Annotated in this window: 16 protein-coding genes; 13 read left to right on the forward strand and 3 right to left on the reverse strand. The window is 65.0% G+C overall.

Annotated elements, in window-relative coordinates:
* Window positions 1-61 precede the first annotated feature (61 nt).
* From ACFWHR_RS07890 to mutM, 8 genes are all read left to right on the forward strand, one after another.
* Window positions 62-1,486, forward strand: a complete 1,425-nt coding sequence (locus tag ACFWHR_RS07890) for a sensor histidine kinase (RefSeq protein ID WP_382447717.1) — start codon at window positions 62-64, stop codon at window positions 1,484-1,486.
* Window positions 1,483-2,160: a response regulator gene (locus ACFWHR_RS07895; RefSeq protein WP_382447718.1), complete on the forward strand. Its 678-nt coding sequence runs from the start codon at window positions 1,483-1,485 to the stop codon at window positions 2,158-2,160. The genes ACFWHR_RS07890 and ACFWHR_RS07895 overlap by 4 nt, the downstream gene beginning before the upstream one ends.
* An 8-nt stretch (window positions 2,161-2,168) precedes the next feature.
* Window positions 2,169-3,158 carry a siderophore-interacting protein gene (locus ACFWHR_RS07900; protein ID WP_382447719.1) on the forward strand — a complete coding sequence of 330 codons (990 nt, stop codon included), beginning with the start codon at window positions 2,169-2,171 and terminating at the stop codon, window positions 3,156-3,158.
* A 64-nt stretch (window positions 3,159-3,222) separates the two neighbouring features.
* A complete protein-coding gene (gene coaD / locus ACFWHR_RS07905; RefSeq protein ID WP_382447720.1) occupies window positions 3,223-3,714 on the forward strand; it encodes a pantetheine-phosphate adenylyltransferase in 492 nt (163 codons plus the stop codon).
* A 31-nt stretch (window positions 3,715-3,745) separates the two neighbouring features.
* Window positions 3,746-4,330 (forward strand): YceD family protein, encoded by a 585-nt coding sequence (locus ACFWHR_RS07910; RefSeq protein WP_382447721.1) that lies wholly within the window; start codon window positions 3,746-3,748, stop codon window positions 4,328-4,330.
* 13 nt (window positions 4,331-4,343) lie between these two features.
* Window positions 4,344-4,547, forward strand: coding sequence for a 50S ribosomal protein L32 (rpmF, locus tag ACFWHR_RS07915; RefSeq protein ID WP_382447722.1), 204 nt, complete (start codon window positions 4,344-4,346; stop codon window positions 4,545-4,547).
* Window positions 4,548-4,612: 65 nt separating this feature from the next.
* Window positions 4,613-5,353 carry a ribonuclease III gene (rnc, locus tag ACFWHR_RS07920; RefSeq protein ID WP_382447723.1) on the forward strand — a complete coding sequence of 247 codons (741 nt, stop codon included), beginning with the start codon at window positions 4,613-4,615 and terminating at the stop codon, window positions 5,351-5,353.
* A complete protein-coding gene (gene mutM / locus ACFWHR_RS07925; protein WP_382447724.1) occupies window positions 5,346-6,338 on the forward strand; it encodes a bifunctional DNA-formamidopyrimidine glycosylase/DNA-(apurinic or apyrimidinic site) lyase in 993 nt (330 codons plus the stop codon). Before rnc ends, mutM begins: the two co-directional genes overlap by 8 nt.
* Before the next feature lie 75 nt (window positions 6,339-6,413).
* On the opposite strand, the gene ACFWHR_RS07930 is transcribed toward mutM, so the two are convergent.
* A complete protein-coding gene (locus ACFWHR_RS07930; RefSeq protein WP_382447725.1) occupies window positions 6,414-6,977 on the reverse strand; it encodes a hypothetical protein in 564 nt (187 codons plus the stop codon).
* A gap of 122 nt (window positions 6,978-7,099) precedes the next feature.
* On the opposite strand from ACFWHR_RS07930, the gene ACFWHR_RS07935 reads away from it, so the two are divergent.
* From ACFWHR_RS07935 to ACFWHR_RS07955, 5 genes are all read left to right on the forward strand, one after another.
* Entirely contained in the window at window positions 7,100-8,221 is a 1,122-nt protein-coding gene (locus ACFWHR_RS07935) for a glycosyltransferase (RefSeq protein ID WP_382447726.1), read from the forward strand.
* On the forward strand, window positions 8,218-9,294 hold the full coding sequence (locus ACFWHR_RS07940) for a glycosyltransferase (protein WP_382447727.1): 1,077 nt from the start codon (window positions 8,218-8,220) through the stop codon (window positions 9,292-9,294). The genes ACFWHR_RS07935 and ACFWHR_RS07940 overlap by 4 nt, the downstream gene beginning before the upstream one ends.
* Entirely contained in the window at window positions 9,291-10,280 is a 990-nt protein-coding gene (locus ACFWHR_RS07945; RefSeq protein ID WP_382447728.1) for a glycosyltransferase, read from the forward strand. Before ACFWHR_RS07940 ends, ACFWHR_RS07945 begins: the two co-directional genes overlap by 4 nt.
* A complete protein-coding gene (locus tag ACFWHR_RS07950; RefSeq protein WP_382447729.1) occupies window positions 10,277-11,110 on the forward strand; it encodes a glycosyltransferase family 2 protein in 834 nt (277 codons plus the stop codon). The genes ACFWHR_RS07945 and ACFWHR_RS07950 overlap by 4 nt, the downstream gene beginning before the upstream one ends.
* 74 nt (window positions 11,111-11,184) lie before the next feature.
* A complete protein-coding gene (locus ACFWHR_RS07955; protein WP_382447730.1) occupies window positions 11,185-11,691 on the forward strand; it encodes a GNAT family N-acetyltransferase in 507 nt (168 codons plus the stop codon).
* Between the two features lie 352 nt (window positions 11,692-12,043).
* Here ACFWHR_RS07955 and ACFWHR_RS07960 read toward each other — a convergent pair whose 3' ends face one another.
* Together ACFWHR_RS07960 and ACFWHR_RS07965 are read right to left on the reverse strand one after the other, a co-directional pair.
* A complete protein-coding gene (locus tag ACFWHR_RS07960; protein ID WP_382447731.1) occupies window positions 12,044-12,361 on the reverse strand; it encodes a chorismate mutase in 318 nt (105 codons plus the stop codon).
* Window positions 12,362-12,382: 21 nt separating this feature from the next.
* The gene (locus tag ACFWHR_RS07965) at window positions 12,383-12,901 is read right to left on the reverse strand and encodes a DUF1648 domain-containing protein (RefSeq protein WP_382447732.1); all 519 of its coding nucleotides are present in this window, start codon (window positions 12,899-12,901) and stop codon (window positions 12,383-12,385) included.
* Window positions 12,902-13,039 lie beyond the last annotated feature (138 nt).

The following is a 13,039-nucleotide window of genomic DNA, read 5'->3' on the forward strand; positions in this document are numbered from 1 at the left end:
TCGTCTCTCGGGGCGCACCAGCCAGGCTTCGTTCACGGGTCGTGCCAGTACGATGATCGGTATGACCCCGGACTCTGAGGTGCGCCTCCCGCGCCCGCCGGGAATGATCCGGCGGGCGTTTGCCGCGCACCCTCGCGCGGTCGACATCACGATCGTGGTCTGGTTCTTCATCGGCAGCGCGATTGGTGTGACCCTCGATATCGCCAGCTCTTCGCGCTGGGACGAGGCCACTCAGACGAGTCAGTGGATGGGCGTGCCGTCGCACCTGACCTGGCCCTGGGTGCTGATTGCAGTGGCGCGTATCCTGCTGATCGCGGCAACGCTGCTCTACCGGCGCCGCTTCCCGCTCGCGGGGCTCATCGTGGTTGTTGTAGTAACGTTCGGCGAACAGGGCATCCAGGCGATTGCAAACGGCGTCGCCCTCATGTTCCTGCTGTACGCCGTTCCGGTGTACCGCAGCGTCGCCGCCGGGTGGCTCGCGTACGGCATATCCGTGTTCGGCACACTCGTGCAGACCAGTCTGGCGCTGTGGCTGGGATCGCGTGACGTCGCGCCGACGACTCCGGCAGACCTGCTCGTCGCCGATACGAGCCCGGCACTCTCCTTCGGTGAGTACATCACACTGAACATCATGTCGGCGCTGTGGCTGCTCGCGGTGCTCATGCTGGGCATCAATCTCGGCAATCGCAGGCGATACATCGCGGCGGTCATCGACCGCGCCCACCAGCTCGTTCGTGAACGGGACCAACTCGCGCAGCTCGCCGTGGCTGAGGAGCGATCCCGCATCGCGCGAGAGATGCACGACATCGTGGCGCACTCCGTGTCCGTGATGATCGCGCTGTCCGAGGGAGCGGCACGCGCCGCCGCGACAGCGCCCGACGCAGCGAGTGAAGCCATGAGGCGAAGCGCTGAGACGGGCCGAACCGCTCTCGCAGAGATGCGACGATTGCTCGGTGCACTGCACTCAAATGGCGAAGAGGCCGACCTGCTGCCGCAGCCGGGCGTTGACGACCTGCCGCAGCTCATTGCGGGGTTCCGTGACGCTGGCCTCCAGGCGACTCTCGAAGTCACCGGCAAGGCATCGGGCGACCGCGGGCAAGATCTCGCCGTGTATCGCGTGGTTCAAGAGGGTCTCACGAACGTGCTGAGATACGCGGGTGCCGGGGCCAGGGCGCGCGTGAGTATCGAACGCAACCCTGATCGCACGACGGTGCTGGTCCGTGATTACGGACCGGCACCCGGGGCGCAGCGCTTCGAATCGGGAGTGGGCTCTGGCCGGGGTCTCGCGGGGCTCACCGAGCGCGCTCGCGTGTTTGGGGGTCGCATTGAATCCGGGCCACTGTCGGCTCGGGAGGGCGGCGGCTGGCGCCTCTGGGCCGTGCTTCCGGTAAGCGCTGACGCAAGCGGGGTCGACGGCCGTTCGACACCCGCCACCACTGAAGAAGTGCAGGCCCCGCTGCCTGTCTCAGGAAAGGAACACCGTTGAGCGCCGAAGACATTCGCGTCATGCTGGTCGACGACCAGGAACTCATACGTACCGGGTTCAAGCTTGTACTCCTGGGGGAGCCCGGCATCAATGTGATCGCCGAGGCTGCAGACGGCGGCGAAGCGCTGCAGCAGCTCGCGAGCCTCGGGCAGCACGGGTGCGACATCGTATTGATGGACGTGCGCATGCCCGGCATGAACGGAATCGATGCGACAGCCGAGATTGTGCGTCGCTTCCCCGAGGTGCGGGTCATAGTGCTCACCACGTTCGATCTCGACGAGTATGCGACCGGCGCGATTCAGGCGGGCGCCAGCGGTTTCTTGTTGAAGGACGCGCGCCCCACGGAACTGGTCGACTCGATCCGGCGGGTTGCCGCGGGTGACGCGACCATGGCACCGAGCGTGACGCGCCGGTTGCTCGAACAGCTGCGCGCAGGTAACGGAGCGGGGCTTGGCGGCGCTGAACCCGTGCCTGGTCCGGCGCTCGACGCGCTGACGGAGCGTGAACTCGAGGTGCTGCGGCTGATCGCCGACGGTTTGAACAACGCCGAGATCAGCGCTGACCTGTTCCTCTCTGAATCAACCGTCAAGACGCACGTGGGGCGTGTACTGGCGAAGCTGCAATTGCGGGATCGTGTGCACGCGGTCATTTTCGCGAAGCAAAACGGGCTCTGAGGCGCGGCGTGAGTGCTTCGGCATATCGACTGTTCGACGTGGCTGCCGCCGAGGTTTCGCGACCGTCGCCGGGCTTCGTGCGAGTCGTGTTCACGGGTGACGATCTCGACCGCTTTGGGTTCGCCGGTCTCGATCAGCGCATCAAGCTGCTGCTGCCGAATTCGCGCGGCGTAATTCCTGCGCTCGAAGACGGAGACGGTTGGTACCGATCATGGGCTGCACTCGCAGACGAGGATCGGCCACCGATGCGCACCTACACGCCACGCGCGCTGACCCGAGCCGAACCCGATTCGGAATCGCCAACCCGTCTCACCGTCGACTTTGCGCGCCACGCCGCGAACCCCGGCCCGGCATCGGCGTGGGCTGAAGCGGCGCAAATCGGCGACGCGCTCGTGATCCTCGCCCCCGATGCGGGATTCGACGGCCCCAACACGGCCGTAGGGTGGATTCCGCCTCGCGGTGCCGACCGCTTCCTGATCGTTGGCGACGATACTGCGCTCCCGGCCATTGCGGGCATTCTTGCCTCTCTCGACGGGGCTGCCTGCGCCCGAGTAATTCTCGAGGTGGCGGATCGCGCAGACGCCGCCCTGCTCGATGCCGACGCGATGCTGAAGAGTGGGCGGCTCGAACTGCAAGTCTGCGAGCGCGGGAATGCGGCGCGCGGGGCGGCCCTCGTGGATGCTGTTCGATCGCTCGACGAGGTGTTTCCAGGGGGACTGGCTACAGGCGAATCGACGCTTGCGGAGGCGATGCGCGGCGATGCGCTGCTGCAAGAGATCGACGTCGACCGCGAACTGCTGTGGGAGGTTCCGGGTCTCGACGAGGCGACAGGTGTACCGCTCGCTGACGACGCTCGGCGCTCACATGGATATGCGTGGCTTGCGGGGGAGGCCGGGGCGATTAAGCAGATTCGCCGCAACCTGGTCAGTGAGCGGGGTATCGACCGGCAGTCGGTTGCGTTCATGGGGTATTGGCGCAGCGGACGCGCCGAAAACTAAGAGTGCGTGCACGCTTTCTCCATTCTTAGGGGTTCCTCCGGCGGCAAACCTCTAGGCTGATGCCATGACGAAAATCGCTGTGGTTCCCGGCTCCTTCGATCCGGTCACGATGGGGCACCTCGACGTCATCTTGCGCGCCGCGCGCATCTTCGACGAACTGCACGTACTGGTCGTGCACAACCCCAGCAAGCACGCGATGCTGCCGATCTCTGAACGGATGACGCTGATTCAGAAGTCGCTCGATGAAGCGGGCGCGCCGAAGAACATCACGGTGGCCTCTTGGTCGGTCGGCCTGCTCGTCGATTACTGCACCGACGTGGGCGCATCGGTGCTCGTGAAGGGCATCCGGTCACAGATCGACGTCTCCTACGAAACGCCGATGGCGATCATGAACCGCAGCCTCGCAGACGTTGAGACGGTCTTCATGCTGCCCGACCCAGCGCATGCGCACGTGTCGAGCACCCTGGTGCGCCAGGTCTCAGAGATGGGTGGCGACGTCAGTCCGTATGTACCCGAAGCAGTTGCGCGGTTCCTCGATAAGCGTCGCCCCGCCTGACTTCCGGGTTGAGGCGCGGTAGGATGTCTCGGTGAGTACGAGCCGTATCTACCAGGAGAACATCCGCGACATCATCAACCGTCCGGGGGAGATGCGCGAGCGGTCGCGCACCCTGACGGTTCCCGAGAAGTTCGGCGAGAGTCTTGCCGAAATCCCGGAGGGCGTCGAGCTCGATCTCGACGTTCGCCTCGAGTCGGTGCACGAGGGAATTCTCGTGTCCGCTGAGGTTGCAACGACCATGCATGCGGAGTGCGGTCGCTGCTTGAAAGATTTCACCACGCCGTTTCAAGTCGAATTCCAGGAACTTTTCGCGTATACTCCTACGGAGGCCGACGAGTATGGGGTTCACGGTGATCACGTGGATCTTGAACCTCCGCTCCGAGACGCGGTAGTGCTTGCACTTCCGTTCCAGCCCGTGTGTCGCCCAGACTGCCCGGGGCTCGATCCCGAGTCCGGCGAGTTGCGTGACACTGAGGCTGCGGTGACGAACAGTGCGAATCTTGATCCGCGCTGGGCGGCGCTGGCGGGTTTCGCTCCGAATGGGGCGGAGACCACAGCAGTCGAGGCTGAAGTAGACCACGGCTCGGGTGAGACTCCCGAGTCCGCAAGCAAGTAGGAAAGAGAGCATCATGGCTGTTCCCAAGCGGAAGATGTCGCGATCGAACACCCGTCACCGCCGTTCGGCGTGGAAGGCCACGGCCCCCACACTGGTGAAGACCGAAGAAAACGGTCGCACCGTGTACAGCCTGCCCCACCGCGCCCGCGTCGTCGAGGATTCGCAGGGCAACGCCCTCTTCCTCGAGTACAAGGGCCGCAAGGTCGCTGACGTCTGAGTCGGTTGATCTCGGAAGTCTATTGACTTCTGAATCTGCTGACTTCTGAGATTTCTGACACTTCGTTGACTCAGAGTGTTGCAGAGCCGTCGGGCTCCCCGGTAGGGGATCCCGGCGGCTTTCTCCATGCCTTCGGCGTCCACGCCGACCCCGATCTCGTGCAGCTCGCGCTGACCCACCGATCGTGGGCGTACGAGCACGGTGGCGCGCCTCATAACGAGCGGCTCGAGTTTCTCGGGGACGCCGTTTTGGGGCAGGCCGTCACGGTCGAGCTGTTTCGATCGTTCCCTGACCTCAGTGAGGGTGAGCTCGCAAAGCGCCGCGCTGCGCTCGTATCGACGGTCGCACTCGCTGCCGTTGCGCGGCAGCACGGGCTCGGCGACATGCTGCGTCTCGGCAAGGGCGAAGAACTCACCGGTGGGCACGACAAAGACTCGCTGCTCGCGGACGTCGTTGAAGCCGTGATCGGTGCGGTGTACCTGTCGACGGATCAGGCCACCACGACGCGCTTCGTGCTGGAGCTGGTCGCTCCGCTGCTCGACGACGCCGAACGCTTCCTCGACGCGCTCGAAGCGCTCGACCCCAAGACTTCCCTGCAGCAAGAGGCCGCGCGCCGCGGGCTGCCGCACCCGCCGTATGAGACCTCGGGCACAGGCCCGGATCACGAGCGTAGGTATGCGTCGAGCGTGACCCTCGACGGGGTCACCGGGCGCGGCGTCGGCACCAGCAAGAAGTCGGCGGAACTCGCTGCAGCCCGCGACGCCGTGACGCGACTGCGTCTCCCGGCGAAGCGCTCACATGCCTGAGCTTCCCGAGGTCGAGGTCGTTCGTGCGGGGCTCGCTCCCGCCGTGACCGGAGCCCGCATCGTTGGCGCCCAGGTGCTCGACCCGCGCGCGCTCAAGCGCCACGTGCCGACGTCCGGCGATGACGGTCTCGGCGGGCACGGCGTGACGCTCACCGAGGCTGCCGGCGTCTCACGTTCCGCCGACTTCGAGCGCCGCGTCACCGGTCTCGAACTCGGAGCTCCCGAGCGGCGCGGCAAGTTCATCTGGATTCCCACCTCCGGCGTATCGGGCGCGGGCGATCGCATCGCCCTCCTCGCACACTTGGGCATGAGCGGGCAAGTGCTGTTGCGCGCGCATGACGCCCCAGATGATCGGCACGTGCGGATCCGGATCTGGGTCGAGCACCCCGAGCACGGCGAGCTGCGCGTCGACTTCGCCGACCAGCGCCTATTTGGGTCGCTCGCCCTCGACGCGCTGCGCCCCGCGGCGGACGGCCTCGGTGAGGTTCCGGCACAGGCCAGCCACATCGCTCGAGACCCGCTCGACCCCGCATTCGACGACCAGGGCTGGATCGCGGCGCTGCGCGCCCGCAGTGCGGGCGTCAAGAAACTGCTGCTTGACCAGACTCTGGCGAGCGGCGTCGGCAACATCTATGCGGACGAGGCGCTCTGGCGCGCACGGTTGCACCCCGACACGGCCGGTCGATCGCTGAGCGCCCGAAAGGCCGCCGAGCTGCTCACCGTGCTGCGCGCCGTCTTCGCGCAAGCGCTCATGGAGGGCGGCACGTCGTTCGACGAGCAGTACGTGAACGTGAACGGTCAGGCGGGGTATTTCGCGCACTCGCTGAACGCCTACGGGCGTACGGGGGAGCCGTGCGCTCGCTGCGGCACTCCGATCAAGCGGATTGCCTTCGGCGGGCGTGGCTCGCACCTGTGCCCGCGGTGCCAACGGCGTCGACCTCCGGTTGGACGGATCACTGAGCAGGCGAGCAGCCCGCGAGATTGATGCCGACTGCGGACGTAGTCCAGGCACAACGGCCGTGCTCGACGAGCTAAGTAGCCCAGCGCAATGGGTGCGGTCTCAGAGCGAGATCGCCGCGAGCGTGACGAGTGTCACGACGATCACGACGAGGACTCCACCGCCGCAACCGAGCCCGAGAAGCAGCCCGTACCCCATTCTGGATGTCCGTGCGCCGGACTGCTGCGCCGCCGCCAGAAACGCCGGCCCGCCGCCGAGATGGAACGAGTAGGCGGCGCCAGCCACGTTGACCGTGCGAGCGAGGTCCACGCCCATCTCAAAACGGGGCTTGTCCAGCACATCCGCGACACCGCCGATTATCGCGTGTTTGATGGCCCGATCCACCGAACGTGGGTCGGCCAGCATCGGAAAGCTCTGGCCGCGCACGACGAGTGTGATCCGCTGTGCGGCAGACCTGACAGTCACATCACTGGCGGGCACGCTGAAGTACTGCGTCCAGCCAGTGGGAAGTGCCACCCACAGCGTGACGTAGCCGTTGCTGACCTCGGCGCGGGCAGGGAACCAGCTCCCGGTGGCGTTGTCGCCGAGAGCGCCGGAGAACACCGCGTATGGCCACTGCGATGCCTGTTGCGAATACGGCGGTGTCGGTGGGTACTGCAAGCTCATGGGTTCCTCGGATCGTTGGGGGTTCACGTAGCCGGTTACTGACGGGAGTTCAAGGGCGTACTCCTCATGCGGTCCTCCTAGTGACAATGAACTGGTCACCTGAAATCTGCCTGGAGGTATTTGTGGTTGAATCCGTCGTCGATCAGCGACGCGTCGTGCGTTCGGAGTCGCGAACTATTCGCGTTGCCAGTATCCCGGCTGGACATGTCTACGTTCGTCACCTCCAGCCTGAAGGCTTCCTTGAGGGGTATGCGGACATCGAACGACTGGCTGATCCTGATCCGGATATCCCCAGTCGGCCCGCGCAGTCGCGATGGTGGCCACCGGTCATGCTGCAGCCCAATTGGGTGCGAGAAGAACTCGACTTTGATGTCATGCATCTGCAGTTCGGGTTCGATGCGCAGACCCCGGAGCAGTTGGCCGAGTGGGTCTCCGCATTACGAGAGACGGGCCGTCCACTCGTGTACACGGTCCACGATCTTCGCAACCCGCACCACCTCGACAGGTCTTTGCATGACGCACAGCTCGACGTGCTCATCCCGAGCGCGGACGCGCTGATCACGCTGACGCCGGGCGCTGCGCGGGAGATTGCAGCGCGATGGGGGAGAGAAGCGCAGGTGATCCCTCATCCGCACGTGGTCGATTTCGAAACCATGCGGTCGGTGTCTCGGCCCCGGAGCGCGCAGGAGTTTCGAGTAGGCGTGCACGTCAAGAGCCTGCGAGCCAGCATGAACCCGATGCCTGTACTCGAGACACTCGCCGATTCCGTAAGTAGGATTCCCGGCGGCGTGCTCCAGGTCAACGGCCATCACGACGTGCTGGACGAAGGTGGCGCCAATTTTGAGCCGGAACTCGCGAGTTTCCTGCGTGAGGGTGCGGATAGCGGACGTCTTGACCTCCAAGTTCACGACTTCCTCGAAGATGATGAGCTCTGGAAGTACCTCGCGTCGATCTCCGTCTCCGTGCTGCCGTATCGCTTTGGGACGCACTCCGGATGGCTTGAGGCGTGCCGCGACCTGGGAACAACGGTGATTGCTCCGAGCTGCGGGTACTACCGGGACCAGGGCCCGGTGATTGAGTACGTGCACGAGGAGAACAGCTTTGATCCAGAATCTCTCGATCGTGCCGTTCTTGTCGCCTACCAAGAGGGAGCGCCACAGCCCGCCTCTGTGGGCTGGCGTGCGTCGCAACGGAGGAGCGTGGCCGTGGCCCACTCCCGCGTGTACGAACGGCTGGTTTCATGAGCCCTCTGCGTATCTGCTTGATCGCATCCAGTCGTTTCCCGGTTCGAGAGCCCTTTGCGGGTGGGCTGGAAGCGCACACATACGCGCTCGCTACTCAACTCATGTCTCGCGGTCATTCGGTGAGTGTCTTTGCGGCGCCCGGTTCCGATCAACGTCTGAACCCACGCGAACTTGAGGTTGCGCCGCTGAACCTGTCTGAACACGCTCGCGCTGACGTCGCTGCTCCCGCTGACGTGTGGATGCAGGAGCACCATGCCTATCTCTCGCTGATGCTGTCGCTTGCGGCGGCAGGCCAGGGCGCTTTCGACGTGATTCACAACAACAGCCTCCATCACCTGCCGGTCGCGATGTCGCCCGCCGTGGCTGTCCCCATGCTGACGACCCTGCACACGCCGCCGACGCCGTGGCTTGAGTCCGCTCTCCAATTCGCAGCCCCGAACTCGAGATTCGTTGCGGTCAGCAGCACATCCGCGACTCAATGGCGCGGGGCCGCTGACCTGGGGGTGATTCGCAACGGCATAGACGTGCATCGCTGGCCGAGTGGTGCCGGGGGAGAACACGCTGTGTGGTTCGGCCGGATTGTGCCGGAGAAGGCCCCGCACCTGGCGTTGGAAGCCGCGCGACGCGCCGGAATGGCCATCGTCCTAGCGGGGCCGATCTACGACCGCGACTACTACGACTCTGAGATCGCGCCGCGTCTCAACTCGCACGCGTCATACGCGGGCCACCTCAACACGACGGAACTCGCTCACTTGGTCGGACGATCTGCTGTAACGGCTGTCACTCCGATATGGGAGGAGCCATACGGGCTCGTCGCTGCAGAGTCGATGTCGTGCGGAACGCCGGTGGCGGCGTTCTCTCGCGGCGGACTCACGGAGGTTGTTGGGCCAGACGGAGGCGTGCTGTGCCCGCCAGACGATGTCGAGAAGCTTGCGGCGGCGCTCATCGAAGCGCGTGATCTTCCTCGCGAGAAGGTTCGCGCGTTTGCGTGCGAATTCCTTTCGCACGAACGGATGATCGATGAGTACGAACGCGAGTTTTGCGAGATGTCTGCAGTGGTGGCCGCCGCGTGATCGGATACTACATCCATCATCACGGACGCGGTCACCTCTCCCGCGCCACCGCAATTGCTCGCGAGTTGGACGAGCCGGTCACGGGCCTGTCGTCACTCGAACGACCTGATGACTGGCCGGGCGAGTGGGTGACGCTGCCGCTCGAGGAGAACGTCGGCCCGCAGGATGCTGAGGCGAATGGGCGCCTGCACTGGGTGCCAATCGGTGACCGGGGTCTGCGGGGGCGCTCTGCAGCGGTCTCGAAGTGGATAGATGCGCACGATCCCGCCCTGATCGTCGTTGACGTGTCGGTCGAGATCGCCCTGTTGGCGCGGCTTCACGGCGTGCGGGTGGTGGTAATCGCACTGCCGGGCGAACGTACCGACCCGGCACATGAACTCGGATTTGATATCGCGACGATGATTCTTGCGGCCTGGCCGCCCGCGGCGAAACGAATGGTCGCGGGAGTACCCGCCCCAACAAGAATCCTCGCGGTCGGCGCGATCGGCGGTCGAGTGAGTGATCCTGCGCAAGGCCCCGAGCGAGTCACATCTCAAAGTGTCGTGGTGCTCGGTGGCGCAGGCGGGGACGAGTTCACGCGTTCAGCGATTGCGGCCGCGGAAGCCGAAACGCCGGAATGGACCTGGGAACACTTCGGGGGAACTGGAACGTGGGTTCCCGATGTCAGCCGGCGGCTTCGTCAAGCGAGTGTGGTGGTCACTCACGCGGGCGAGGGTGCACTCGCCGATGTTTCAGCTGCGCGAGTGCCAGCGGTCGTGATCCCGCAGAAGCGGCCGTTCAACGAACAGTTCTCGACGGCGACGGAGCTGCTAGACGATAGCTGGCCCGCGGTGGTGCGAGCGGAGTGGCCTGATCGCGGGTGGCTCGAGCTATTGGAATCAGCCCGCGCACTCGATGGCGCGAAATGGCGGCACTGGAACGACGGATTGGGAGCGCGCAGAGCGGCGCAGGCGATCCTCGGACTCGTGGGCGAGAGGCGGGCATGATGCGCACCGCCATCATTACCATCGCGCATGGCCGACACGACCACTGGCGAAACCAGCGGCGCGGAGTCATTGCCCAAACGTCGCCGCCCGATCACCACGTGCTCGTCGCGATAGCGGATCCCGACCTGCCTCTGGACCGCAATGCTCCCACGCCAAAAGTACTGAGCCTGCCCGGTCACTCGTCCCGTCTGCCGCTGGCGCGTGCGCGCAATATGGGGGCAGAAGCGGCGATTGAGGCGGGAGCTGAACTGCTCATCTTTCTCGACGTCGACTGCATTCCGAGTCCACAACTCGTGGCCGGGTATCAGGCGGCCGCCTCGCTCCCGAGCTTTACCGATCAACTCTTGTGTGGTCCGGTGACTTATCTCCCGAGACCGCCCGATGACGGCTATGACATCGAGAACTTGGCCGAACTGGACGACCCGCACCCGTCCCGTCCAGCTCCGTCGCCGGGTGAGCACATGTCCGGCGGAAACCACGAGCTTTTCTGGTCGCTATCGTTCGCGCTGACGGCCGGCACGTGGCGGAGACTCGGAGGATTCTGTGAGCGCTATCGCGGCTACGGTGGCGAGGATACGGACTTTGGACAACTCGCTTTGAGCGCGGGTATCGACCTCGTCTGGGTTGGAGGCGCGCGCGCCTTTCATCAGTTCCACGAGGTCGAGGATCCGCCGGTGCGGCACGTCACAGACATCGTCAGAAACGGGCGCGTGTACGCCGAGCGTTGGGGTGTCTGGCCGATGCTGGGATGGCTCAACCAGTTCGAGGCGATGGGTCTTGTGGAACAGGACGATCAGTTGGGCTACCGAGTGAGCGGCTCGGCGCGCTGAGAGTGTGGCGCGCTGACGGTTCGGCGCGAGCTGTGGGATCGACTGTCTGGGTGTGGAGCAGCTATTCTCAGCCCATGAGTGCTTCTGAATCTGGTCTCGCACGTCGTCCGCTCACCGTGACGAGACTCGGTGTCGACGATGCCGGAGAGGTGCTGACACTGCAACGTGCAGCCTATGTTACTGAGGCGGCGGCACACCGGGATTTCGACCTCCCGCCTCTCACGCAGAGACTCGAAGAACTGTGTGCTGAGCTGAAGCATCCGGATGTTGTGGCGCTGGGAATTCGGGTCGACGGGCGACTGCTCGGGGCCGTGCGTTTACGGCGCGTCGATGCTGGCGAGGCGGTTGAGCTCGGGCGGTTGACGGTGGTCCCGGACTGTCAAGGAATGCGGATCGGCACCCAGCTCTTGCGCAGCGCGGAGGCCGAGTTCGATGGCGCGAGTGAGATGCGGTTGTTTACCGGGGAGCGCAGCCTCGCGAATATTCGTCTCTACGAGCGGAACGGGTATGTCGAAACTGAACGCACGCCGGCCGGCGACTATCACCTCGTTCATCTCGTGAAGGTGCTCAATCGGGGCTGACCGGGCTGGACGGAGCCCCGTGTGTGCGGAACGGTAGCTGCGAGTCTCGAGATTAGTTTGTGCACTAACTAATCTGCTATGGTGGGGGTGTGCGCGAACGTAAAAGAAGACTCTGGCATGCAACTCCCTGGGACGGCCAACCTGGATTCTGGGCTGCCTGGCGACGATTCTTTTATCAGTTCGAGGGCACCTCGCAGCTCGGAGATCCAAACGAGCCCGCATACGTCATGCCGGCCAATCCAACATGCCCGATTTGCGGGTCAGCGATGACCGACCACCAGATTGATCGGGGTGGCCCCGGTAAACCGACCTACATGAAGTGCCCAGCTCAGCCCGCCGTGGCGCAGGCGAGCTAGCCGCGCTCAGGCACGCTCGCTGAGTCCGCGCGAGACTCCGCTGAAGTGTTGAGTTCTAGCTCGATGAAGGCCTCAATCATCGCGCGATACGTGTGCTCGACCACTTCTGGGGATGCACCCGCCACCGTCGCGAGAGTGCGCACCTTCTCGATGACCTGCTCGACCCGGGCAGGCGCTCGGACGGCGGCATCGTCAGACTTCAGCGATCCTGCGCGAATCACCCACTGCTCTCGCTTGGCGATCAGCTCAACGAGGCGGCGGTCGATGGCGTCGATGTTGTCGCGGACGACGGAGAGAGCTGCGGGGTCGGGCATCGTGCCAGCGTACCGGCTGCGTTATGCGCGCATCATTCGAATGGTCCCCACGATGAGTGACACGATCAGCGCGACGAGGCCCGCGACCACGAAGGGGAGCAGCGGAATGCCGCCGATGATGGCGAGCGCCAGCCCGAGCAGTAAGACCGCGACGATCGCCGTCTTCCAGACGAGCATCTGCTCGCCCGCGCGGTACAGGTGCTGCGCATTCTCACGCGTGATGGAGACCGGATACGTGAACAGCCGCGGATAATGCGATGCCCACGAAAGCGCCGCCTCAATCGCTACGAGCACACCCACAACGACAAGCAGGATCGACCGCTCGCCAAATCCGTCGGCGTTGCCCTCATTCGTGAAGTGAGTCGGAATGGCCTCCGGGAGAAACGGATAGGCGAGCAGACAGGCGGCTGCGGTCACAGCGGTCAGGATCAGCGCACCTCGGCGCACCCACACCGTCGCGCGTCCGGTCAGGTACGCGCGCGGCGGCCGCGTGATGAGCGCGGCGGTTGGCTGCTCGCGCGTGCCATCGTCGAGGTCCATCTGGTCAGGGTACTCCGGGCGCCCGGGCGCCGGCCCCGGGCGCCGGCCCCGGGCGGCGGCGCCCCGGGCTTGGCGCCCACTGCCCGGCGCCCGCTGGGGGGGACAAGAAACACGCCGAAAAACGGCGGGTAGAGCGGG

The sequence above is a fragment of the Leucobacter sp. NPDC058333 genome, from assembly GCF_042726155.1.
Lineage (GTDB): Bacteria > Actinomycetota > Actinomycetes > Actinomycetales > Microbacteriaceae > Leucobacter.

What these genes read in the sequence shown, in the direction of transcription:
- ACFWHR_RS07890 (WP_382447717.1), top strand. Translation starts at nt 62, where the DNA reads ATGACCCCGGACTCTGAGGTGCGCCTCCCGCGCCCGCCGGGAATGATC.
- ACFWHR_RS07960 (WP_382447731.1), bottom strand. Translation starts at nt 12,361, where the DNA reads ATGCCCGACCCCGCAGCTCTCTCCGTCGTCCGCGACAACATCGACGCC.
- coaD (WP_382447720.1), top strand. Translation starts at nt 3,223, where the DNA reads ATGACGAAAATCGCTGTGGTTCCCGGCTCCTTCGATCCGGTCACGATG.
- rpmF (WP_382447722.1), top strand. Translation starts at nt 4,344, where the DNA reads ATGGCTGTTCCCAAGCGGAAGATGTCGCGATCGAACACCCGTCACCGC.
- ACFWHR_RS07965 (WP_382447732.1), bottom strand. Translation starts at nt 12,901, where the DNA reads ATGGACCTCGACGATGGCACGCGCGAGCAGCCAACCGCCGCGCTCATC.
- ACFWHR_RS07955 (WP_382447730.1), top strand. Translation starts at nt 11,185, where the DNA reads ATGAGTGCTTCTGAATCTGGTCTCGCACGTCGTCCGCTCACCGTGACG.
- mutM (WP_382447724.1), top strand. Translation starts at nt 5,346, where the DNA reads ATGCCTGAGCTTCCCGAGGTCGAGGTCGTTCGTGCGGGGCTCGCTCCC.
- ACFWHR_RS07940 (WP_382447727.1), top strand. Translation starts at nt 8,218, where the DNA reads ATGAGCCCTCTGCGTATCTGCTTGATCGCATCCAGTCGTTTCCCGGTT.
- ACFWHR_RS07950 (WP_382447729.1), top strand. Translation starts at nt 10,277, where the DNA reads ATGATGCGCACCGCCATCATTACCATCGCGCATGGCCGACACGACCAC.
- ACFWHR_RS07930 (WP_382447725.1), bottom strand. Translation starts at nt 6,977, where the DNA reads ATGAGCTTGCAGTACCCACCGACACCGCCGTATTCGCAACAGGCATCG.